Annotated in this window: 23 protein-coding genes; 14 read left to right on the forward strand and 9 right to left on the reverse strand. The window is 45.4% G+C overall.

All coding sequences use genetic code 11. From position 1 onward, the window contains the following. Window positions 1-64: 64 nt before the first annotated feature. Both P0M28_RS19155 and P0M28_RS19160 read right to left on the reverse strand, forming a co-directional pair. Entirely contained in the window at window positions 65-1513 is a 1449-nt protein-coding gene (locus tag P0M28_RS19155) for a DUF1501 domain-containing protein (RefSeq protein ID WP_302204304.1), read from the reverse strand. Between the two features lie 3 nt (window positions 1514-1516). Further along, a complete protein-coding gene (locus P0M28_RS19160; RefSeq protein WP_302204305.1) occupies window positions 1517-4702 on the reverse strand; it encodes a DUF1553 domain-containing protein in 3186 nt (1061 codons plus the stop codon). 141 nt (window positions 4703-4843) lie between these two features. Here P0M28_RS19160 and P0M28_RS19165 point away from each other — a divergent pair, with 141 nt between their 5' ends. Continuing rightward, window positions 4844-5863 carry a zinc-binding alcohol dehydrogenase family protein gene (locus P0M28_RS19165; protein WP_302204306.1) on the forward strand — a complete coding sequence of 340 codons (1020 nt, stop codon included), beginning with the start codon at window positions 4844-4846 and terminating at the stop codon, window positions 5861-5863. A 118-nt stretch (window positions 5864-5981) separates the two neighbouring features. On the opposite strand, the gene P0M28_RS19170 is transcribed toward P0M28_RS19165, so the two are convergent. Then, on the reverse strand, window positions 5982-6320 hold the full coding sequence (locus P0M28_RS19170; protein WP_302204307.1) for a hypothetical protein: 339 nt from the start codon (window positions 6318-6320) through the stop codon (window positions 5982-5984). A 156-nt stretch (window positions 6321-6476) separates the two neighbouring features. Between P0M28_RS19170 and P0M28_RS19175 the strand changes: the two genes are divergently transcribed. After that, window positions 6477-8165: an amidase gene (locus P0M28_RS19175; RefSeq protein WP_302204308.1), complete on the forward strand. Its 1689-nt coding sequence runs from the start codon at window positions 6477-6479 to the stop codon at window positions 8163-8165. On the opposite strand, the gene P0M28_RS19180 is transcribed toward P0M28_RS19175, so the two are convergent. From P0M28_RS19180 to P0M28_RS19190, 3 genes are all read right to left on the reverse strand, one after another. After that, entirely contained in the window at window positions 8162-9136 is a 975-nt protein-coding gene (locus tag P0M28_RS19180) for a glycoside hydrolase family protein (protein ID WP_302204309.1), read from the reverse strand. The genes P0M28_RS19175 and P0M28_RS19180 overlap by 4 nt on opposite strands. A 62-nt stretch (window positions 9137-9198) precedes the next feature. Continuing rightward, a complete protein-coding gene (locus tag P0M28_RS19185; RefSeq protein ID WP_302204310.1) occupies window positions 9199-10086 on the reverse strand; it encodes a hypothetical protein in 888 nt (295 codons plus the stop codon). Window positions 10087-10166: 80 nt separating this feature from the next. Next, entirely contained in the window at window positions 10167-11321 is a 1155-nt protein-coding gene (locus P0M28_RS19190; RefSeq protein WP_302204311.1) for a DUF819 family protein, read from the reverse strand. A 173-nt stretch (window positions 11322-11494) separates the two neighbouring features. On the opposite strand from P0M28_RS19190, the gene P0M28_RS19195 reads away from it, so the two are divergent. The 9 genes from P0M28_RS19195 (at window position 11495) to P0M28_RS19230 (ending at window position 17789) form a co-directional block, all read left to right on the forward strand. After that, a complete protein-coding gene (locus P0M28_RS19195; protein WP_302204312.1) occupies window positions 11495-12061 on the forward strand; it encodes a Crp/Fnr family transcriptional regulator in 567 nt (188 codons plus the stop codon). Window positions 12062-12133: 72 nt separating this feature from the next. Continuing rightward, the gene (locus P0M28_RS19200) at window positions 12134-12697 is read left to right on the forward strand and encodes a hypothetical protein (protein WP_302204313.1); all 564 of its coding nucleotides are present in this window, start codon (window positions 12134-12136) and stop codon (window positions 12695-12697) included. A gap of 5 nt (window positions 12698-12702) precedes the next feature. Further along, window positions 12703-13800, forward strand: a complete 1098-nt coding sequence (locus P0M28_RS19205) for a DUF418 domain-containing protein (protein WP_302204315.1) — start codon at window positions 12703-12705, stop codon at window positions 13798-13800. 95 nt (window positions 13801-13895) lie between these two features. Further along, window positions 13896-15104, forward strand: a complete 1209-nt coding sequence (trpB, locus tag P0M28_RS19210) for a tryptophan synthase subunit beta (protein WP_302204316.1) — start codon at window positions 13896-13898, stop codon at window positions 15102-15104. A gap of 83 nt (window positions 15105-15187) precedes the next feature. Continuing rightward, complete coding sequence (locus P0M28_RS31120) at window positions 15188-15346, forward strand: AraC family transcriptional regulator (RefSeq protein WP_367281876.1); 159 nt, start codon at window positions 15188-15190, stop codon at window positions 15344-15346. 47 nt (window positions 15347-15393) lie between these two features. Continuing rightward, entirely contained in the window at window positions 15394-15861 is a 468-nt protein-coding gene (locus P0M28_RS19215) for a GNAT family N-acetyltransferase (protein ID WP_302204318.1), read from the forward strand. A 52-nt stretch (window positions 15862-15913) separates the two neighbouring features. Then, window positions 15914-16102: a type II toxin-antitoxin system VapB family antitoxin gene (locus P0M28_RS19220; RefSeq protein WP_302204319.1), complete on the forward strand. Its 189-nt coding sequence runs from the start codon at window positions 15914-15916 to the stop codon at window positions 16100-16102. Between the two features lie 108 nt (window positions 16103-16210). Then, a complete protein-coding gene (locus tag P0M28_RS19225; protein ID WP_302204321.1) occupies window positions 16211-16828 on the forward strand; it encodes a hypothetical protein in 618 nt (205 codons plus the stop codon). Further along, window positions 16788-17789: a DNA-methyltransferase gene (locus tag P0M28_RS19230; RefSeq protein WP_302204323.1), complete on the forward strand. Its 1002-nt coding sequence runs from the start codon at window positions 16788-16790 to the stop codon at window positions 17787-17789. The genes P0M28_RS19225 and P0M28_RS19230 overlap by 41 nt, the downstream gene beginning before the upstream one ends. Window positions 17790-17807: 18 nt before the next feature. On the opposite strand, the gene P0M28_RS19235 is transcribed toward P0M28_RS19230, so the two are convergent. After that, entirely contained in the window at window positions 17808-18020 is a 213-nt protein-coding gene (locus tag P0M28_RS19235; protein ID WP_302204324.1) for a hypothetical protein, read from the reverse strand. Window positions 18021-18095: 75 nt separating this feature from the next. On the opposite strand from P0M28_RS19235, the gene P0M28_RS19240 reads away from it, so the two are divergent. The 3 genes from P0M28_RS19240 to P0M28_RS19250 all read left to right on the forward strand — a co-directional run bounded on the left by P0M28_RS19240 (window position 18096) and on the right by P0M28_RS19250 (window position 20857). Then, window positions 18096-18965, forward strand: a complete 870-nt coding sequence (locus P0M28_RS19240) for an ATP-grasp domain-containing protein (RefSeq protein WP_302204326.1) — start codon at window positions 18096-18098, stop codon at window positions 18963-18965. A gap of 39 nt (window positions 18966-19004) precedes the next feature. After that, window positions 19005-19790 carry a tryptophan synthase subunit alpha gene (gene trpA, locus P0M28_RS19245; RefSeq protein WP_302204327.1) on the forward strand — a complete coding sequence of 262 codons (786 nt, stop codon included), beginning with the start codon at window positions 19005-19007 and terminating at the stop codon, window positions 19788-19790. 413 nt (window positions 19791-20203) lie between these two features. Then, a complete protein-coding gene (locus tag P0M28_RS19250; RefSeq protein ID WP_302204328.1) occupies window positions 20204-20857 on the forward strand; it encodes a hypothetical protein in 654 nt (217 codons plus the stop codon). Between the two features lie 6 nt (window positions 20858-20863). Here P0M28_RS19250 and P0M28_RS19255 read toward each other — a convergent pair whose 3' ends face one another. Both P0M28_RS19255 and P0M28_RS19260 read right to left on the reverse strand, forming a co-directional pair. Beyond that, on the reverse strand, window positions 20864-22210 hold the full coding sequence (locus P0M28_RS19255) for an enolase C-terminal domain-like protein (RefSeq protein WP_302204329.1): 1347 nt from the start codon (window positions 22208-22210) through the stop codon (window positions 20864-20866). 226 nt (window positions 22211-22436) lie between these two features. Continuing rightward, window positions 22437-23060 (reverse strand): LysE family transporter, encoded by a 624-nt coding sequence (locus tag P0M28_RS19260; protein WP_302204332.1) that lies wholly within the window; start codon window positions 23058-23060, stop codon window positions 22437-22439. Window positions 23061-23156 lie beyond the last annotated feature (96 nt).

Raw genomic sequence — 23156 nt, forward strand, 5'->3', positions numbered from 1 at the left:
ATACTGCCCCTCACTTCTTAATCAAGCCCTGCCTAAGGAATTAGACAGGGCTTTTCTCATTCTTTTAGGCTAAAATATCCTTTACTATGTGACCGTGAACATCGGTTAACCGAAATCTTCTTCCCTGATGTTTGAACGTTAAGCGCTCGTGGTCGATACCCATCAGGTGCAGCAGCGTAGCCTGAAAATCGTGCACGTGTACGGGATCTTTGACGATATTATAGCCAAACTCATCAGTTTCACCGTAGCTGAAACCAGATTTTACTCCGCCCCCGGCCATCCAGACAGTGAAGCAGCGCGGATGGTGATCGCGCCCGTAGTTGTCCTTGGTTAGTTTTCCTTGAGAGTAGTTGGTTCGTCCGAATTCACCGCCCCAAACCACCAGCGTATCTTCTAAGAGTCCTCGTTGTTTTAAGTCCTTCACCAGAGCGGCCGAAGCCTGATCGGTATTTTTACATTGATGCTTAATACCGCCCGGAAGGTTTCCGTGCTGGTCCCAACCCTGGTGGTAGAGTTGGACGAACTTGACATCGCGCTCAATTAGCCTTCTCGCCAACAGGCAGTTGGCGGCATACGTACCGGGGTCTCGAGCATCTGGGCCGTACATATCAAATACCCAATCAGGTTCATCGCGCATGTCGGTCACTTCCGGTACGGAGGTTTGCATCCGAAACGCCATTTCGTACTGGGCAATCCGATTAAGAATTTCGGGATCGCCGTAGGCTTCATACTGCAATTCGTTTAGCTGATGCAAATAGTCTAACATTTGCGCCCGATCTTGGTGATGAAATCCGTTAGGGTCGTTAAGAAACAATACCGGGTCTTTTCCCGAACGGAACTGTACCCCTTGGTGGGTTGACGGCAAAAAAGCATTGCCCCACAGTCGGGCGTACAGCGGTTGCCCCCCGGCATTTTTAGAAACTAGTACGATGAACGCCGGAAGGTTCTCATTATCGGACCCTAAACCGTAGCTCAGCCACGAACCAATACTGGGCCGTCCGGCCTGCTGCGAACCGGTCTGAAAAAAAGTAATAGCCGGATCGTGGTTGATGGCTTCGGTATGCAGCGACCGAATAAAACAAAGGTCGTCTACCACCTCCGCCGTATACGGCATCAGCTCACTTACGGGGGCACCGCTGTTGCCGTACTGAGAGAATGTAAATTGAGAACCAGCCAACGGGAGCGATGACTGTCCGGCACTCATCCCGGTGAGTCGCTGCCCTTTTCGCACGCTATCGGGCAATTCTTCACCATTCATCTTTTCTAGCAGTGGCTTATGGTCGAAGGTCTCAAACTGGGAGGGACCACCACTTTGAAAGAGGTAAATCACCCGCTTGGCTTTAGGCGCAAAATGGGGGGCACCCAACACTCCGCCCGAAACCTGCGGGGAAGCTGAGAAGCCACTCGTTGGGTTGAGCATCGCTCCTAAGGCGAAAGCACCCAATCCCATACCGGACTTGCGGAGAAACTCCCTTCGGTTAAAATGATCGGATATTTTATCTAAATGATTCATGGTTTATCGTTTCATAACGGTGGCATCCGCATTCATTACAGTACTCGCTACCACCGTATACGCTGCCAATGCTTGCTTATCGATGCATGGTTCCGCTTCAAACTCCCCGGTGGCTAGCCAGCCCGTCATTTTCTCAGGACTTTCCTGAAAATCGTTCTTCTGTTTGCGGTAGAAAGTGTTTAGCACGGTCAATTCTTGTTCGCTAGGAAACTTCGCCGTAAGGCTCCGGTATAGATTCGTAAGTCGGGTCTTGTGATTGCTTTCTGTCGTCAGCACCTTCGCAGCTAGTGCCCGGCTGGCTTCTACAAACTGCGGATCATTCAACAGTACTAATGATTGCAGCGGAGTGCTGGTTTTCTGGCGGGTAACTTCGCAGTAACTGCGGGTGGGAGCGTCAAAGGTGTTCATAGACGGTGGAGGTACGGTTCTCTTCCACAACGTATACAGGCTACGGCGGTACAGTTTCTCTCCGGTGTCGGGCACGTAGCTGGCTCCACTAATTTTCCATAGCCCATCGGGCTGATAAGGTTTTACGCTTTCTCCTCCGATTTTATCAACCAGCAAACCGCTAGCGTGTAGCACATTGTCGCGTAGCATTTCGGCGGTAAGCCGAAGAGAAGGCCCGCGGGATATAAGTTTATTGTCATAATCTTTCTCCAATAGCTCTTGTGGGGTTTGAGAAGATTGCCGATAGGTCGCTGATAGTACAATCATCTTCTGCATCGCCTTAATGTCCCAGCCCGATTCCACAAAACGAATAGCCAGCCAGTCGAGCAGTTCAGGATGGGTAGGCAGTTCGCCCTGATTACCAAAATCGGCTGCCGAGCTTACAATACCTCGGCCAAAGTAGGATTGCCAGTAGCGGTTTACAATTACCCGGGCGGTGAGCGGGTTGTGCTCAGAAAATAGCCATTGGGCTAATCCCAATCGGTTTTGGGGCAAAGTGTCAGGAAAAGTTAGTATGCTCTCGGGAGTTGCCGGGTGCACCTCTTCACTCGGAGCATCGTAGGCACCACGATCCAGGAGGAAAGTAGGGCGAGGCTCTTCTAACTCATCCATCACCATAATTTCGGGCACGGATTCTACCAACGCGTTTTGCTCAGTTCTCAACTTTTGCAGTTCCTTCTTCTTCTGCCAGTAACCCAGATTAGCGTGTACTGATGCCAGTGCTTGCTGGGTCTGCTGGTCTAGCTCCTTTTTTCCCGACCAAGCTGCAACTTCGGCGGGTAATAGTTCTCGGTCGTATACTTTGATTTCATCCAGCAAAGCGTTTTTAGTTCCGGTTCCGCGCCACAGTGCGCCGAAACTCAGGCCGGGTTCTTCATCTACCGCAGAAAGCAAAATATCTTTGTAAAGATTGTCTTTCTCTGCCTCCATTTCCATCGCTTCGCCGTTCAGGTATACTTTCAGTCCTTGGGCTTTACTGGAACCATCGTAAGTGAGAGCCAGATGAAACCATTCGTCCTTGGGTATTTCAATAGTAGAATGCTTGGAAATATTATTGTACGGCCAAGTGTGGGCCATTAACGCATCTATTTTATTGTCTTTAATCGACAGATAGTAGCCGCGAAAGTTATAGATAATTTTTCCTTGGCCTTTGTGGAAAATGGTACCATTTTTCAATGCAGTGGGTACTTGCATCCACAGGCCAATGGTGAAAGGCTGCGCCCGGTCAAAGGCACCAATAGAACCCAAAGAAAGGGGATCATCCCCGTTGGAAAGCAACGCCTGACCGAATTTTCCTTCTTCTAGACTGGGTTCTAATGCCTCCGGGTTTTTACGGGGTTCGGCTAAGATGATTTGTGCTTTCTGACTGGGGCGGGCTACGTTAGCAAATTGATTATTAACTGCGGTTTCAAAGTCAAAGTGGGCGATCAGTCCATCGTTCAAATACTTCTCGATGTTGACAGGCTGTTCAAATTTGATGCTTTCACTTTTGTGGGTTACCAGCGCACTGATTTCACGCTTTTTTTGATCAATTTGCTCGTCAAGAAACTGCATGATGCTGTCTTGCTTTTCATCGGTTAGCAGTAGAGTAGGTACGGGCATCGCATCGTCCCAAGAGATCTGCCCGGCTTCGTCTATGTTGTTGAAGAAGCTGAACATCTGAAAGTATTCCTTCTGGGAGATGGGGTCAAATTTATGATCGTGGCAGCGAGCGCATTCTAGAGTCATGGCCATTAGCGATTTTCCTAGGGTATTGGTGCGGTCAGCTACGTATTCTATTCGGAATTCTTCATTGACGATACCGCCTTCCATATTTTGAGCATGGTTTCGGTTGAAGGCCGTTGCCAGAATCTGCTCCCGAGTAGGCTCGGGCATCAAATCTCCGGCCAGTTGCCAAGTAACAAACTGGTTGAAGGGTTTATTTTCGTTAAAGGCTTTAATTACCCAATCGCGCCAAGGCCACATAGGGCGGTAACGGTCTACCGAGTAACCGTGGGTATCGGCGTAGCGGGAGGCATCCATCCAGTCGGTAGCCATCTTCTCGCCGTAGTGGGGCGAGGCTAGTAAACGATTAACTACTTTTTCGTAGGCACCTTCCGAATCATCTGTCAGGAAAGCATCTATTTCCTCCAGGGTAGGTGGTAGTCCGGTGAGATCAAAGCTTACTCGTCGGATTAGCGTTTCTTTGTCTGCCTCAGCCTGGGGTTGTAAATCATTTCGTTCCAGGGTACGGAAAATGAAATGGTCAATCTCATTCATCGCTTGGGTCTGATGAAAGGTTTCGGGTACTTCCGGCTTCTCGGGGGGAATAAACGCCCAATGCTTCTTGTATTCTGCTCCTTCTTCTACCCACCGAATTAGCACCGCTTTTTCGTAATCCGTTAGGGTCAGATTAGATTCGGGTGGAGGCATTAGTTCCTCTTTATCCTCCGAAAGAATACGGTGGACCAATTCGCTTCGGGCTGCTTCACCGGGAACAATGGCGGTGTTACCACTTTCTTCCAGAGCCGTAAAAGCTCCTTCGGGAGTATCTAATCGTAATCCGGCTTTTTGGTTAGCTAAATCCGGGCCGTGGCAGGCGTAACAACGATCCGAAAGGATAGGCTTAACGTGAAGGTTGAAGTCAACACTCTTGGGCAAAGACTTTTCGGCCTGAACAACTTCTTCTGGTTTATCTATTCCACAGCCAGATACCAGCAATCCTGATAATCCTAAAATAAGCCAAGCCGTTTTTGAATTCATGTAGAGAGATTCTAGATTTACCTATAAAAATAAGCATAATTATCAGTAAACGTACTGTACCATTAAGCTAAAGACGCTCACGTGTAATCTGGGCGAAACCCACGGGTACTATTTTTAATCTAAGAAGACTGATAGAATACTATGAAAACAATAGTGCTGGAAGAACCCGGTAGGTTTAAGTATGCTGATACCAACCCAGCTGAAAATTTGCAACCGAACGAAGCATTGGTGAAAGTACACCGAATTGGTATTTGTGGTACCGATTTTCATGCCTACCGGGGCAATCAGCCCTTTTTCACCTATCCACGAATATTAGGGCACGAACTGGGAGTAGAGGTACTGAGCGTGGGCGAGGAGGTAACCAACGTAGCCGTAGGTGATAAGTGTTCGGTAGAGCCTTATCTAAACAAAACGCAAGATCAGGCAGTACGCCGAGGGTATACTAACTGTGGCGAGAATTTATCCGTACTGGGTGTTCACCAAGATGGGGGAATGCGGGAGCGGTTTAAGTTACCAGCTAAGTACTTGCATACATCGGAAAAGCTTACTTATGAACAGTTGGCGGTGGTTGAACCTTTGGGCATCGGTTGCCACGCCGTAAACCGAGCTAATATTCAGTCGGATGATCTGGTATTGGTAGTAGGAGCCGGACCGATTGGCTTGGCAACAGTAATCTTCGCCACGGCGCAGGGAGCAAAAACCGTAGTGATGGATGTTAACCAAGACCGTCTCAGCTTTGCTCAAGAAGTCACCAACATTCACGGAACAGTGGTTGCCGGGCGTGATGATACCATTGATAAGTTACAAGAGCAATTTAACGGAGATTTACCAACGGTGGTGTTGGATGCTACCGGAAATCAGTATTCTATGGCGAAGGCACTAGAGTACGCCGCTCCGGCAGGACGAATTGTGTTCGTCGGTTTGTTCCGAGGGGATTTTTCTTTTCACGACCCCTACTTTCACAAGAAAGAACTTACGCTGATGGCTAGCCGTAATGCGCTATCGTCTGATTTTAAGCAGATTATCCGCATGATGGAAGAAGAGCAAATTGACGTGAGCCAATGGATTACCCACCGTAGCTCCTTCGAGGAAATGGTAAATGAGTTTGACGACTGGCTTAAACCTGAAACCGGAGTGATTAAAGCGGTGGTATCGTTTTAGGAGCGCGGAAGTTTGGAAACAATGAGCGACAGACAGTTGAGAACTGACAACTGAAAGTGGATAGTGACCAATGTCTAATTCATAGTACCCAATTCCAATGACCAGCGAATATTTAGCTTTATTGCGATTTTATCTGTCTCTCCAAGCTTTTCCAGGTACGTTTTAGATAGTTCTCCAACTGATTAGCGTCCTGACAGAACCCCAGCATTAGTACTAAGTCATCTCGTTCCCACGATTTCGCATCCTCTAGCTGGTCGAGTTGCTGACCGCGGCTGCCTGTTTCGTACTTACGCAGAAAAGCTCTCCCTCTTTGGTTACTCAGGGTAGTTGCCACCAGTTGCATAGCCTCTCGGAAGCGACAAAAACGATGCGACAAACCTTCTGGTGCTGAGTAGGGATAGTTCTGCTTGCTATCTAATTCAGTAATAATCTCAGTAAGTTCAGTGTATAGTGCCATATAGTAAAAGTACAAATATTTATTTAAAGTTTCTTAGCCCAAACTTCATCAAAATCACTTTTTTACTGGCTTTTGATGGGCGTATCTCCGCATAATTCCCAATAGATTGGGTAACTTGGAAAAAATTAGCGTTGCTACTATCTAATCTGTCTTTCTGTGAAATATTTGTTTATTGTTATTACTACAGCGGTCATTACCGCTTTAGTTTGTTTTCTTTGGTTTAAGGCGGTATCCGGAAAAATTTCAGATAACGATGTACAAGCAGCTCAAAAGCTACTGAGCCTTGATTTGACCGATCAAGAGATTGATACGCTACTGGCTGATGTTCAGGGAAATGCGGAGAACTACGCTCTTATGCATCAGTACACACTGAAGAATGAAGTCCCGCCTGCCCTATTATTTGATCCTGTTCCGCACAATTTCACAATTGACACAGCTTCTTTTTCACCTGAGTGGAATATTCCCGAAGATGTGGCCCTGCCGATCAACCAGGATGAACTAGCCTTCTACAGCGTGCTAGAACTAGCTTCCTTACTAAAAAATCAAAAAATTACGTCCACTGAGCTTACTCAGCTTTATTTGGATCGCATTCACCGCTACGATGACACGCTACTCAGTGTCATTACCGTCACCGAAGAATTAGCACTGGAGCAAGCTCGCCGAGCCGATGAAGAAATTCAGCAAGGAAAATACCGAGGACCTCTGCACGGTATTCCCTACGGCGTGAAGGACTTACTGGCGGTAGAAGGTTACAAAACCACCTGGGGAGCTAATTCTCACAAAAACCAAACGATTGACCAGACGGCTACCGTCGTAAAAAAACTGGAAGCAGCGGGAGCCGTGCTTATTGCCAAGCTCACTTCCGGGGCACTAGCCCGGGGCGATGTGTGGTTTGGTGGTACCACCAAAAGTCCGTGGGATTTGACACAGGGGGCGAGTGGTTCGTCAGCAGGTTCAGCTTCAGCCGTAGTGGCTGGACTGGTTGGTTTTGCGATTGGTACCGAAACAATGGGTTCGATCAGCTCGCCTTCTACCCGATGCGGAGCGAGTGGTTTGCGACCTACCTTCGGACGAGTGAGCCGCCACGGGGTAATGACTCTTAGCTGGAGTCTGGATAAAGCCGGTCCGATTTGCCGATCCGCCGAAGATGCTGCTTTAGTTTTTGATGCCATTCGCGGAGCTGATCCCAAAGATAGAACTACTGTAGAGGCTTCTTTCGACTACGACGGCAAAGTAGATGTATCCGCACTAAGCATTGGAATAGTAGAAAAATACTTTGAAGACGATACAACCAACCAGGAACATAATGAACAAACGCTAGAAGTACTAAGAAAGCTAGGCGCAAACTTTCAGCCTGTTAGTTTACCCGATAGTACTACGCTTCCGGTAAAGGTACTTTCCCTAATTATGTTTGCTGAAGCCGGAGCGGCATTTGATGATCTCACTCGCAGTAATCTCGATGATTCTTTAGTGCGCCAAGACGAACGCTCACGACCGAACGCCCTACGTCAGTCCCGCTTTATTCCAGCGGTGGAATATATTCAAGCTAATCGCTACCGCTACCAACTTATTCAGGCAATGGACTCGCTGATGCAACAGTACGACGTAATTGTAACCCCCACCCGAGGCGGTAATCAGTTGCTGATTACCAACATGACCGGTCATCCAGTGGTAGTTGTTCCGAATGGATTTGACGAAGATGGGCATCCCCAAAGTATCACCTTCATTGGTAATCTCTACGACGAAGCCTCCATCCTGGAAGTGGCCCACGCTTACCAGCAAGCCACCGAATTTGAAGATCAGCACCCGGATTTTTTCTTACCGAAGGCGGTTGCGGAGAACTAAGGCTGCGTCGCCCAACCTAACTTAGCTACGCGGATTCCTTGTAAATCTGGTAACAAAGCTGCAATGTGCCACTGTCCTTGATGCTGGAAAATTTCGGGAGCAGCAACGGGCAGGGTACCGACGAGGTACTGGTCATCATCCACACCGAAGTCATACAGGTTTTTAGAACGGTACACACTGGTTTTGGGTACAGTTTCGGTCACCCCATCTACTACTTTTCCGTAAGATTGGGTGCGGAACAGATAGTAATAACCCGAAGGATGTTTCACGACAAACGGGCATTCGGCTAGCCAGAATTTATCGCCGCCAGCTTGTCCACCGTAAGCTACTTTAGTAGATTCACTCCAGGTTGTAAGGTCGGTTGAAGTACGCAGATAAACCGCTCCAATCTGATTGGGATGAGCGGTGTAATAGACATAAAAAGTATCATTTTCGTGCAATACCATCGCATCGCGGGTATTGGTTTCTGCCGGATCGCCAAACAAAGCCGGGGAGCCATCGCGCAGTTTTCGTTCAAAAGTAATTCCGTCGGGACTGGTTGCCAGACAGATTCGGTTCCAGTCACCATAGAACATCTGATACATATTGTCAATACGGGTAACGTAAGGAGCTTGCATTCCGCCGGGCACTTCTCCTAAACTTGGATCAGCCTGCATCGCGATTCCCATCGGAGTCCAGTCCCGGTCAGTAAGGTTGGCGGCTTGCCAGCGATGAAATAAGCGAGTTTTACCCGGGGCTTTGGTTTTACGGATGCACGACCACAGTTGCCAAGTGCTATCCGCCGCTTGCCAGATACCGAAATCAACGGGTTGCTGCTCATCCGAAGTCAGTTCGCCCAAATCAGGGTTTCCAGCAATTGTCCACCAATCTCCCTCAATTACCGGAACTAGGGCTGGGTTGGGCTGAGAATTTACCACAGTAGCTAAGCTGATTAACCACAGAAAGAGAAAAATCTGAATAGAATTATTCATATACAAACGAATAGGTTTAGTGAGCATGTCCTTGCAAATCACCTTTAAGTTCATAGCTCAGATCATCTGCAATCATCAAGACGCTTATTGGCATAATTTACAGCTTCTTGCTCGAAAAAATTACACGAAGTTGAGTTTTCAATTGTGTAGGCAAGCCAAAATACTGGTCCGTTCAAATCTAAGTAAATGTACTTTGAAAGGCTCTTATAAAACGTTGAAGACTCTCGCCATTTTGTATCAATATTCTTCATCAGAGCATTTCCGCCAACTTTACGATCGTATTGCATGATGTGAGCTACTTCTTCGGCAAACGTATCATAGAATTCGGCACCTTCCAGGTCAGACCTTATACCTATAGAACTCACTTGACCCGTTGCTCGTCCACTGCCTATTGAAGAAGAAAATCTCCCATCGGATTCAAAATACATAATTCCTGATAATAAGGTCTTCCCCAAATCAAACCTCGCACCTTTTCCTACCACCAGCAATCCGTAAACAGAAGAAGTGAAGAGCCTTGCTTTGAATTTCTTCTGACTTTGATAAGGAAAAAATTCAAGCCTTGTCAGGTATAAGTTGAAGTGTAATCTCTCAAACATTCTCTTATCTTCGGCAGCATTTTGAATGATAGAACTGCCTAAGGAGTTAACCATTCTAACGGGCCAAGCTAGTGCCATACTCTGTTGCTTGTCTATTTGGTGAGCCATGGAAAGACCGATATGGCTGATGCCACCACCAATAGCACCTTTGTAAAACCCCCTCGCGAAAGTCCGAAAGTTAGCTTGACCATCATTGTTATTAATTAAACTTCCTACCCCGCCTATCAATCCGTTTAGACCAATATTGAATACGGCTAACTGCGCTCTTTGTGTTTTGAATTCACTTGATTGTGCAATAGAACTAGTTGCAATAAAAATGAATATTACAAAAACTAGTAGAGCTTTCTTACTCATAGAAAATGATAGTATTGAGAAATGCAATTACGAATGAATTAACATCAGTGCAAAGAGTAAATAGGAATACATCTGTATTGTTATGATAACCACCCGGCAATCAAAAAACCCAGATACGTACCTAATCCGTTGCCTAAAGCTCCGACTAGAATTCCCGGCAAATACAAATCCATCCGGTTCAAGCTCTTAGCTAAGGCGAGTGCCGATGAAGAACCCCCAATATTGGCTTGGGAGGCAACCGCCGCCACATCCCAATCCAATTTCCCAATAGCGGTTGTCCCGAATGTAAAAAGCCCGTGAACCAGTACGATAGTAACGACTAACACCAGTAACCGCCACGCCAAATCACCAATCTGACTGAGGGCAGCAAACTCGCAGTACGCTCCGATTACTGCCAGGAATAGATAGACGCTGAATAAACTCAGCAAATGCCCTCCGGGTAACTGGTGCAACGCTGAAATTTGCGCTAGCAGCAAGGCGATAGTCGTTAGAATAAGAATGGAGGGAATTACGATTCCCAATGTTGCTAACCACTCAGCTAATAGGTTGGAAATTAGCAAGCTAAAAAAGCCCAGGCTCAGTAAAATACTTAGTGATATGATGCCAACCGTTTCTTTCTCCCGTTCGGGATGAATGGTTTCAGTAGCTTGATTGGTGATATTTGTTACGGGACGATTAGCGTTCTTACGGAACAGCGTTGGAACCAGTAGGGTAACTACCATCCACAACGCGGTAATAATATTATCAACCGCCGCCATTCCGGCGTATAGCACTCCCTCTTCCATCACGTTGTAATGAAGAGCAATTGCGTTAAAGTTAACACTACCTCCGGTGTAGGTACCGACAAACATCCCGCTAATGGCTGGGTATAGCTCCCCAAACTGCTCGCTTCCGCCAATCAAGTACATCCCAGTCAGTACGCCCAACACTGTACCGACGATGCCTACTCCAAACAAAGTCAGCATCGGTGCTCCCGCCCGACGGATACTTTCCAAATTGATATCCAGTAGCAAAAAGAAAATTGATAGCGGTGCCACGTAAGTGAAAATACCTGAATAAACGGGTGAACCCTGTGAGGCCGAAGGCATAATTCCTAAGTTTGCCAGTAAAGCTACAAACAGAATAACCAACAAGGCCGTACTCAGATGTCTCAAGAAAGTGGTACGCACCAGCCACTCACAAATGAGCACACTCAGGCAAAGCATCGCTAGCACGTACAGCGGTTGGTCGGGCATTGTATAATTTTAGTCCGATGATAAAATAAGCAAAACTTAGCGAACGAGAGTCAGCCGACTGCTGATTGTTACCAATTCTGGAAGAAATCTAGTAAATGCTTAGTTTTACCAGTCGGCAACAAGGGGAATAAGTAACTATAAGCTACCCCCGGTATAAAAATACTTCTCCACCTATGCTTCAGCATTTTTCCAAGATCGAGCAGCTTATTAACTCGTTTGACAAGCCTACAAAACGGGTTTTAGAAGAAATAGCCGTGGTTAAGCATTTTAAAAAAGGGGATATTCTGCTTGCGGAGGGGGAAATATGCCGTAGGAGTTTTCATTTAACTCGCGGTATTGCCCGAAAGTACTACTTGAAGGATGGCAAAGAAGTAACTACAGAATTCTATTTTGAAGATGACCTGGCAGTGGCATTTAGTAGCTATGCCTTTCAAGAACCAAGTCGAGAGTATATCGATTGCTTGTCCGACCTTTCAGCGAGCGTGACCGACTACCGGGCATTTCAACAAGCAAAACAACGTTTTCCTAAGCTGATGGAGCTAGACTTACTGCTTACTGAGGTGTATGCCGGTTGGCTAGAAGAAAGCCTGTTTGACCATCACTCTCTTTCAGCCACCGAGCGGTACGAGAAGTTGCTAGAACAAACTCCTTATCTATTGCAACACATCAAGCTAACGCACATTGCATCTTATCTGGGTATTTCGTTGGAAACACTGAGTCGCATCCGGGCAAAAAAGTAATTATTTGACGTAGGTCAAATGTTTTGATTTCGCTTTGTAGGTACTTCGTGGTAAGCAAAATGCCTACCAGCGATGAAGCATATAAAAAGCAGTTCTGTTTTCCTGACCATTACCCTCGTTATTGCCCCCTTTTTAGCCAAAGCCCAAACGTCTTTGGATTCAGCGACGGTTGACAACATACACATGCTTACCTACACCAAAACTTTTAGTAAACACTACCAAGGGTGGTCTATCCAGTACCGGGAATTTGATGGTAGTACCGATGAGTTTGTCATTCCCATTACGCTCAGCTTTGGAAGTGCCCGTATTGACCAGGCCCTGCTGGAAAAGAAAGACATTGCCTCGCTAGATACCTATTCTTTAGGATTGGGTTTTGACGGGTATGAAAGATTGGGTAAAGGCACTTATTTGAATCTCGGACTGGGCACAATAGTCGGTCTAGAGTCTATCGAAACGACTAAGCAACAAAGGATAGATCGGTTTCTAATTGGTGGCACCTCAAAGATAGGCCTGCTGTTTGTCCCCTTCCAGGAACTAGGGTTGGTGTTTGGTGCCAACGCCCTAGGGCGACTCTCTAACTCCAGAGCCGTTCGTTATGATCTGGGACTGAGCCTAGAGGTAGGTGTCAACTTTTAATTATCATGGTGACGAATCAGACTTCAGCACGAAAAAGAATCATTGGTGTTGACCTTGCCCGGGCGTTAGCCGTTATCGGAATGATCATCGTTAACTTTAAATTAGTTTTCGGTGATGATGGAGCACCGTGGTTACAACGTACAGTAAGTGTATTGGATGGAAAAGCGGCGGCGACTTTTGTAGTATTGGCCGGGGTAGGAATGGCTTTTATGACTAATACTGCCTTACGAAACAACGATAAAGTAAGGCTGCGCGTAGCTCGCAAAAGGATCATGAAAAGAGCAGTCTTCTTATTCGTATTGGGCTTATCCTACTTGTTGATTTGGCCCGCGGATATTCTTCACTTTTACGGAGTATATATGCTTATCATCTTGTTACTATTGAGGAGTCGTGCGAGCATAATTTTATTCGTTAGTCTTTTACTCATTGTAGTTTACCCCTTGTTAATGATACTGTGGCCTTACGAGACTGGCTGGGACTTTAAAGCATTGGAGTACGAAGGGTTCTGGACATTCAGCGGGTTTATGCGAAACCTCTTTTTCAACGGGTTTCACCCAGTCATTCCTTGGGCATCCTTTATGCTGGTGGGCTACTGGTTGGGTAAGCAAGATTTACATAACGATAGAGTAGTCAAGAAGATATTTTGGATTTCTTTAGGCGTTTTCCTCGCTATTCAAGGCTTGTCCTACGGAGCGATCGCCGTACTCTCCGCGGGAACCCCGCAAGTAGCTCAAGAGTTAACCGAAATTATAGGCACCAGCCCGATGCCACCTTTACCAATATATATGTTCAATGGTATTGCCATTGCTTCCACTGTGATTTCAGGTTGTATCTTGCTGGCCAAATCTTATGAAAATAATAGGTTAGTGAAAGCATTAAGAAAAACGGGTAAACTAGCTTTAACGTTTTATGTTGCCCATGTGGTGGTAGGAATGGGAGTAGTGGAACTGGTCAATCCCGCTAAGATGGTACATTACTCGATGCTGTTTTCAATCATATACGCTATTTTATTCACTATAGGTTGCGTACTTTTTGCTGTTTATTGGCTGAAGTTTAATCAAACTGGGCCACTAGAGGGAGCAATGAGAAAGCTAACAGGTTGAAAAAAGCGAATTTTTAACTCTATCGTACATTGTTCATTGCGAACTGTTCATTATAAAAACGTTTTCGTAAATTTCAGGCTTAACTCAGAGGACTTATGAACGAGGTACAAGAACAGACAAAAACACTATTTCAAGTAAGCGATAATGGCTACTACGGCCAGTTTGGTGGAGCGTTTATTCCCGAAATGCTGCATCCGAATATCGAGGAGTTACGGGAAAACTATCTGGCCATTACACGAAGCGAAGAATTTCAGCAGGAATTTCAGCAGTTACTGAAAGATTTCGTAGGTCGACCAACCCCACTCTATTTTGCGGAGCGGCTTTCACAAGAATACGGGGCAAATATCTATTTAAAACGGGAGGATTTATGCCATACCGGAGCGCATAAAGTCAATAATACTATTGGGCAAATACTTTTAGCCAAGCGGCTGAATAAGAAGTACATCATTGCCGAAACCGGAGCGGGACAGCATGGTGTAGCCACGGCTACCGTTTGTGCCCTGATGGGGATGGAGTGCAAAGTATTTATGGGGGCACTAGATACTGAACGACAAAAACCCAACGTAGAGCGTATGCGGATTCTGGGTGCCGAAGTGGTTCCTGCCCACAGTGGTAGCAAAACGCTGAAGGATGCCACCAACGAAGCCATGCGTCACTGGATTAATAACCCCATTGATAGCCACTATATTATTGGTTCAGTTGTTGGTCCCCACCCCTACCCCGACATGGTAACTCGCTTCCAATCGGTCATTAGTGAGGAAACCAAGTGGCAACTCAAAGAAAAAACGGGATCGGAAGACCCGGATTACGTGGTAGCCTGTGTAGGTGGAGGCAGCAATGCAGCCGGGGCATATTACCATTATCTAGATCGACCTAATGTTGAACTGATTGCGGTAGAAGCGGGCGGATTAGGAGTTGCTTCAGGAAGGTCAGCCGCTACCACTGCGCTGGGGAAAGCCGGTATTTTGCACGGCAGCCGCTCGCTGGTGATGCAAACCGAAGACGGTCAGGTGGTAGAACCGCACTCTATATCGGCCGGACTGGATTACCCGGGCATTGGTCCGCTACACGCTCACTTGTTTGATAGCGGACGAGCTAAATTCTACAGTGTAACCGACGATGAAGCTATGCAAGCGGGTATTCAACTCAGCCGACTGGAAGGCATTATTCCGGCTATCGAAACGGCTCACGCCATCAGCGTTCTTGCCCAAATGGATCTAAAATCCAGCGATGTAGTTATTATCAATCTATCGGGTCGGGGTGACAAAGATTTGGAAACCTACATTAAGTGGGGAAAATATTAGGTTCAATGAGCAATGAGCAATGAGCAGATTGCAGTGAACAATTGAGCAGTGCTTGATAACCAGTTGGTAGAGGACAAGTAACGATGACGGTACGGGAGTTTGATACCTATCGTGGAATTTACAGCTTTTCAGCATCGCTAACTTGCGGATTTTATGACCAAGCCCACTTTAGCAAGACCTTCAAAGAAAGGTTAGGCATAAGTCCGTCCGAAGCGTATAATAGCAGAATGTTACAAGATTAGTTGAGTAAAAAGTAAGAATTTTGTGCAAACAAAAATACCTACTCCAGATGAACTCAACCATCAGAAACATTAGCCCAGCTGACGTACCAGGTTTGAAGGCAGTTATAGATTCTAGCGAACTATTTCCTTCGGAACTACTGGATGATATGATCGCCGATTACTTCAATACCCCATCATCAGAAGATATTTGGCTCACGAAAGATGAAGAAAACACTCCCGTGGCCGTAGCTTATTGCGCCCCCGAAAAAATGACGGAAGGAACGTATAATCTGTACTTAATTGCCGTTCGTAAAGAGTATCAGGGCAAGGGCATTGGTGCCGAAATGATGCGCTATATTGAAGAGCACCTGCGAACAAATGGGCACAGAGTATTGATTGTAGAAACTTCCGGCTTGCCCGAGTTCAAGCCTACTAGAAAATTTTACGATAACTGCGGTTACGTTCGGGAAGCCATCATTCGCGATTTTTATCAGGAAGGAGAAGATAAGGTGGTCTTTTGGAAGAAGTTAAACTGAGAAACTGAAGCGGTACAAAGTTCGTTTTTAGGAAAAATGGCTATCTTGGAATATGAGAACGAATATTGACATAGATGATACCCTGCTACGGCAGGCAATGAAATTTAGTAAGGCCAAATCCAAAAAGGCTGTTGTAGACGAAGCTTTGCGGATATACGTCAAACTATCTCAACAGAAAAGTATATTGGAACTTAAAGGAAAAATTTGCTGGGAAGGTGACCTAGATGAAATGCGCAGCTAAATTATGTTGATTGATACATCTGCATGGGCAGAATACTTTTTATTCTAAGCAACTCCTCAAATAAAGAAGCAAGCTTAGTTGTTAATAGATTTATCCTATTTGTTCATAATGGATCTCTTTGACAAAGGAAACTATAAAATCCCCCCTGATAATTTTACAACTTCTGGCGAAAAGGCATTAGATGAGCTTACTAAATTTCAAGAAGAGTTCGGAGAATACGATACGGACACTACTGTTAATACTATAAGAGACTCTATCGTAGCTAGATATTTAGGCTATGATTTGGTAAATTTTGATAAACATGGATTTGATGCTAGGAAAAGTTCAGATGAGCATTATTTAGAAGTTAAGCAGTGCTCTATACACTCTACCTCTTGGGGAGGCACTTGGAACGATACTAATGATGAAAAGGCACTAGCTTTCTCTGACAATAGGCTATACACAGCGATTGCTTTGTGGCGTGGAGCAAGCGATTTGCAGGCAATAGTATACGGACAAAATCCAAAACTTGGTGAATATCTAAAACGCCTGATGGACAATCGTCCTTCGGGAAGTAGGTCAACTCAGTCGATTTCTCTCTGGAAAATAATCACTGAATTTGGCTTTAATATTTACTGTCCACCGGACAAAACCAAAGAATTTATTGTAGATTTATTCGTAAATAAGAACAAGAGATTTAGAAGTTATGTCAACATCTACACAGTCAAAACCTTACAAGATTTATAACCAAAGTTGTTACGGATTAGAAGGTATCTCCGATGATAGTATTGATGCCATAATTACTGATCCTCCTTACGGAATTGGGTTTCAGGCGCATGAATGGGATAAAGCTTTACCTGAGCGTCAAATTTGGAAAGACTGCTATCGAGTATTGAAGCCGGGTGGTTATGCATTAGTTTTTTCTTCTATTCGTTTGATGCACCATTTGATGCTAGATCTAGAAAAATCTGGTTTTCGTATTAAAGATGTGTTGATGTGGGCGTTTCTGAACGGCATGCCTAAGAGTCGTGATGTAGGTCTGGATATTGATAAGGAATTAGAGGTAGAAAGCACTAAAGTTGGGACATACAACTACGTACAAGGTTATAAGAAAGGAGGCGCTGATAACTATTACGCAGGTAAAAAGAAGTATCGTTATGAACCTGCTAGTGAAGAAGGAAAGTACTATCAAGGTTGGGGAATGGGAATTAAACCTTGTTACGAACCGATCATTATGGTACAGAAGCCTCTACCCAACGGAGTAAATGTCGCCCAAAATATGCTGGAGCACGGTACCGGAGCATTAAATCTTGAAGACACTCGTATGCCCTACGAAGAAGGCGAAGGTAAAGTCGGTCACAACCCCCATTCCAAAGGTAGAGTTACGGGTAATGTACTTCGTACTTTTCCTTTTAAAGATGGCTATGATAAATTCTTTCTAGTCCCTAAAGTTCGTCAGCACGCTGAAGAATACAACTACCATCCAACTAAAAAACCGGTAGAGCTAATGGAGCATCTGATCAAGTTGATCACTCACGAAAAAAGTACAGTACTGGACCCCTTTACTGGTAGTGGTAGTACTGGAGTAGCTTGTGTTTACCTGCATCGCTCATTTGTTGGTTACGAGATGGACAAAGGTTACTCAGAAATAGCTAAGAATCGCCTTCTTGCAGCTTATAAAGGTGGGAAGCAGCAGGATATGTTTTAATTGCTATTACATGCACATCTATAATCGCTGGGTACTAGTTCTTACTACGGCCACTTCCTTGGCAATCTCTTCTAAAGAGGGGGTAGATTCAGACTTCTTACGTAGTCTTTCTATAACTTTCTGAAAATCTACCTTTTCATCCTTTTTTATAGCAATAAGTTCTAAAGCTTCCAAATCTTCCAGTAGCTTTTTGGCCTTAGGGTTTAATATATCAATTCGTATCGTATCCATACTTTAATGTAACGAATTTTCTCAGACTTGGATTATATTTACTCTAATCAACATTGATAATTGATGCAACTCGGAATGCCGAACCACTGCGTTTTTCTTACGATGGATAGCCTGGAAGGCTTCGTTAGCGACGATTCGCTCACCTACCAACCGCTGGCTGAACTAGGCTGGCAAGTACACCCAGTTTCCTGGCGCAGTACTAACACCGATTGGAGCATTTACGATGCCGTAATTATCCGCACTCCCTGGGACTATCAGCAGGCTCCGCAGCAGTTTCTGCGAGTTTTGGAAGATATAACTGCTTGCGGTGTTCCGCTGGAAAACAGCTTGGACTTGGTACGCTGGAATATTGATAAAACTTATTTGCGTGATTTGGAAGCGCGAAGTATCCGAGTTGTATCAACCCAGTGGAGTAAGGCATTTCAGCGCGAAACAATTGAAAGTTGGTGGCAAGACTGGAATACTCCCGAGCTGATTATTAAACCTACGGTCAGTGCCAATGCTGATGATACTTTCTGGCTTACTCATCAGACTAATGAAGAAGTCTGGGAAACCGTAGCTCAAACCTTTCAGCAGCGTTCGTTTATGGTGCAGCCCTTTATTCCGGCTATTTTGGAAGAAGGTGAGTATTCACTGTTCTTCTTTGGTGGATCGTATAGCCATACTATTGTCAAAATCCCGAAACCCAATGACTTCCGGGTGCAGGAAGAGCACGGTGGATTAATTCAAGCGGCTAAGCCATCGCCAGAATTGCTAAAAACAGCTCAACAGATTTACGAAGCGGTTCCGTACAACCCTCTCTACGCCCGCATTGATCTGGTTCGCTTATCGAACGATGAATTTGCGCTGATGGAAGTAGAATTGATCGAACCTTCGTTGTATTTTCGCACCGATGCTAAATCGCCCTACCGTTTTGCCCAAGCAATCCATGAGCGGTTTAGCTAATTCTGCTAATTGTTAATTGCACATTGTACACTGTTATTTATGATTCAAACTACTCACCGAATAGATCAGCTTTTTCAGCAGAAGAAAGAAAATATTTTATCGGTTTACTACACGGCCGGATTTCCTCAATTAGACGATACCGTTCGCGTTGCCGAATATCTGCAACAAGCCGGAGCGGACCTGATTGAGATTGGTATGCCCTATTCTGATCCTTTAGCCGATGGGCCGACCATTCAGGATAGTAGCCAGCAGGCACTGGACAATGGAATGAGTATTAAAGTACTGTTGCAGCAATTGCAAGATATTCGGAAAAAAGTAGACATACCACTGATTTTAATGGGTTATCTAAACCCAGTAATTCAGTACGGAGTAGAGAAGTTTTGTGAGCAATGTCAGAAAATTGGAATAGACGCACTCATTATTCCCGACCTACCCATGCAAGCCTATTTGGATGAATACAAAGCGATGTTTGAATCCTACGGGCTGTACAATATCTTTCTGATTACTCCCCAAACCTCCGAGAAGCGTATCCGGCTGATTGATGAGCATTCACACGGTTTTATCTACATGGTATCCTCAGCCAGCGTAACCGGGGCGAAAGGCAATATTACCGAGCAGCAGATTGCCTATTTCAATCGTATTCAGGCTATGCAGTTGCGCCACCCGCAGTTGATCGGCTTTGGTATTTCCAATCACGAAACCTTCAGTCAGGCTTGTAGGTACGCGCAGGGAGCGATTATCGGTAGTGCGTTCATTAAAACTCTAGCTAAGAGCAAAGATTTAGAGAAGGATATTGCTGGTTTTATCAATTCAATTACCGAATAGGTCAGTCCCCAAGATTCTAATTATTTCATTTTGCCTGGGATGACCCTGCCTTGACCGACTTACTATGACACAGCCTTCCGAGAAAATCAGCGCGTAAAATTGCCAAGGTTTTGTACAGACTATTTCTACGAAAAGGCTACGAATATGTCTATAAACGTCGGCGAAAATATAATGCTAATTTAGACGTTACAAATAAAGATATTGACCATTCTCAACCCATAATTTTCTGTTATTTCTTACGCCAGAATCAATGTATCTAAAAAGATGGGATGCTTAGAATGCGTAGTTTTTATTAAATTTACCTCAATCAACTGAACCTACGAATACGCTAGGCTGTTTTTTTGAATTGATAAGACTTACGCTACCTTTGTAGCCCTGTTACTGGCGTAATTAATTAACTGCGAGTATCTGCTATGAAAACAATTAACCTACGCAACATCTTTATTGCTGTTTCTTTTGTCGGAATTATGCTTTTTATTATTGGCTCGGCTGTGGCTCAGCAAGGGAATGGCACACCTACCAATCAGCCCTTACAGCAGCAGTTTAGCGAAATGGTTCAAGATTCCAATCCAGTAAAATCCAAGTCAGGAGCCGAATACCGAGTGGTGAGCCGGAATCGGCTGAATCGGTTCTGGGGTAATGCCAAGGACTCCTTAACTAATGTTCGACAGGATCTACAGCAAACCCAAGAAAGGGTGGCAACCCAGGAATCGGATCTTAACTCTATGAACACTAGTATCCGGGAGAAGGATGCCATTATTGCGGCGAGTGAACACGATAGTACTCATATTTCGGTGCTTGGCATTGATTTTCCGAAGGAAGGGTTTCTGAATTTCTTCTGGATTGCCGTGTTGGTATTGGTGCTGCTGCTCGGCGGAGCTATTTATCAGTATCGTAATAGCCAAAAGGTTACCTCCCGTACCCGCCAGGATTACCGAAAGCTTCAGCATGAGCTAGAAGAGTTCCGTAAGACCTCGCTAGAAAAAGAACGCCGTTTGCGCCGGGAGCTTCAGACTGAACGAAACCTAGTGGAAGAGCTAAGGGTAACGTCCTCACAAAAGCGGTAGTACGTGCTACGGGCGAACCGGAGTACCGTCTCCTTTGCGTAGTTGTGTCCAGTTGTAGTTGTTCTTCTCGGGTAGTGGGTATTTCAATGCTAACGCTTCATTTACATCTACTCCCAATCCCGGTACTTCATTCACGTACATATAGCCATCTTTCATCTCCGGTGCGCCCGGAAAAATCTCCCGCAGGGTATCGGAAAAACTTACTGCTTCTTGGATACCAAAATTCCATACGGCAAAATCAATATGGGCGTTAGCCGCATGACCTACCGGAGAAACATCGCCCGGACCGTGCCAAGCTGTCCGTACATTAAACCATTCGCCCAAACGAGCTACTTTTACTGCCGGAGTTATCCCGCCAATCTGCGAAATATGAATACGGATAAAGTCGAACAATCGCTCCGTCATCGGGTTCACCCACTCGTGCGGACTATTGTACAGCTCACCCATTGCAATAGGCACGGTAGTCTGCTGCCGTAGCATAGGAAAGTAGCCAATATTCTCCGGCGAAAAAGGGTCTTCAATAAAAAACGGACGGTGCTCTTCTAGCGATTTCACTAGATTAATCGCATCCAGCGGCTGTAGTCGCTCGTGTATATCGTGCAGCAGTTCTATCTCCTCACCGCAGGCTTTCCGCACTTCTTCAAACAGCTTAGGCACCGACTTCATATACAGGTACGGATTCATATAATTGTCGTCCTCCGTCCCAAAGCCCGCATTTTTAAAATCAGGCGTTTGATCTACCGTGTTGCCGTAGCCCCCCAGCATTTGCGCGGCTCCGTATCCTCCTAACTGAATGCGTACGTGGCGATACCCTTCTTCGGTAAAACGCTGCACATTTTCTACTACTTCTTCAATGGTCTTTCCACCCCCGTGGGCGTAGCAGTCTACCGCAAAGCGACACTTACCGCCTAACAATTGGTACACCGGCATACCCGCTCGCTTCCCTTTGATGTCCCACAAGGCTTGGTCCAGACCACTAAGCGCATTATTGAGCACCGGCCCATTGCGCCAGTAAGAACTCACGTAAGCCGTTTGCCAAATATCTTCAATATTGTCTACATCTTTTCCCCGGCAAAAGTCATCCAAATAATCATTAATAGCCGATACTACGGCGTGGGCTCGCTGCCGGAAGGTGGCGCAGCCTACCCCGTACAAGCCGGGTTCGCTGGTTTCTACCTTCACTACAATGAGTTCAATTCCGTGCGGGCAAGTAGGAATCGCTTTTACTTTGGTAATGGTGATCGGTTTCATGCCTCGGTTTAAGTTATGTGGGTGAGCCGTAGTGGTTTGCGCGGAAGCAGTAAGACCTAGTCCGGCCAGCCCTAGCCCCTTAAGCGCGTTTCTTCGGTGCATATTTGTGCGGTGTTAGGTTGGTTGAGCACCTAATCTACTGCAAAATACTCTTTAAAGCTAGAGTTGGCGTGTTCATGTATTCAGGTCGTCTTAAAACGGTGTTATGATATTTTAGCGTATAGTCTAGAATTTTGCGTTCAGGGTTCTGAGTTCAAAGTTTGCTGAGCGTAAACCTAGAACTTCGCACCATAAAACGCTAACGCTGGAATACTTAAACACAACATTGCTACCATACTTCAGCGAGCACTCGAAACGCCTGATACCCTCCGAGCGATAGAAGAATACCACCAGTAATTTTGTTGGTCCATTGGGTAAAGCGGGCTAATTGGGAAGAAAGCCACTGACCTGCTTGGGCGTATAGCAATAAAGAGAGAAACCGTCCTACCGATACTCCCAGCATTAGTCCCAAACAGTTGCTAAATTCCGATAGAAATACCCAGCCCTGTGATATTGTGTAAAGTAGTCCGAGGGTGATAAAGGGTAAACTCTGCGGATTAATAATACCAAATGCCAACCCTGTACTGAAAAACCCCCAGCTTCGTTGGGGAGATTGAGGCTTTTTCTTTTGCTGAGGAGAGGAAAACCAGAAATATAGACCCACCACAAGTAGAATTATCAGAGCGGTTACATCTATATAAATGTTATTAACCAACTCGCGGCCTACCCACTGGTTAAGCGTAATGGCTAAGTACGTGTAAAAAATTTCTACCAAAGCCGCTCCAAGAGCCATGAAAACTGCCGGACGAAGTGCTCGGGTAATAGCTGTATTTAGTACCACCATGTTGACCGTTCCGAAGGGAAGGTAACCAAAAAATGCCAGCGCAAATGCAATTAAAAAATGGGTTAGCACGGTATAGACCTTTTTTATCAGTAAATGTTACCGATGTTAAAAATAGTTAAGCAACTGATTTTAGGCGTTATGTAAGCAAAAGTAGTAAAGATGAAT

This window comes from Tunicatimonas pelagia (genome assembly GCF_030506325.1).
Taxonomy (GTDB): domain Bacteria; phylum Bacteroidota; class Bacteroidia; order Cytophagales; family Cyclobacteriaceae; genus Tunicatimonas; species Tunicatimonas pelagia.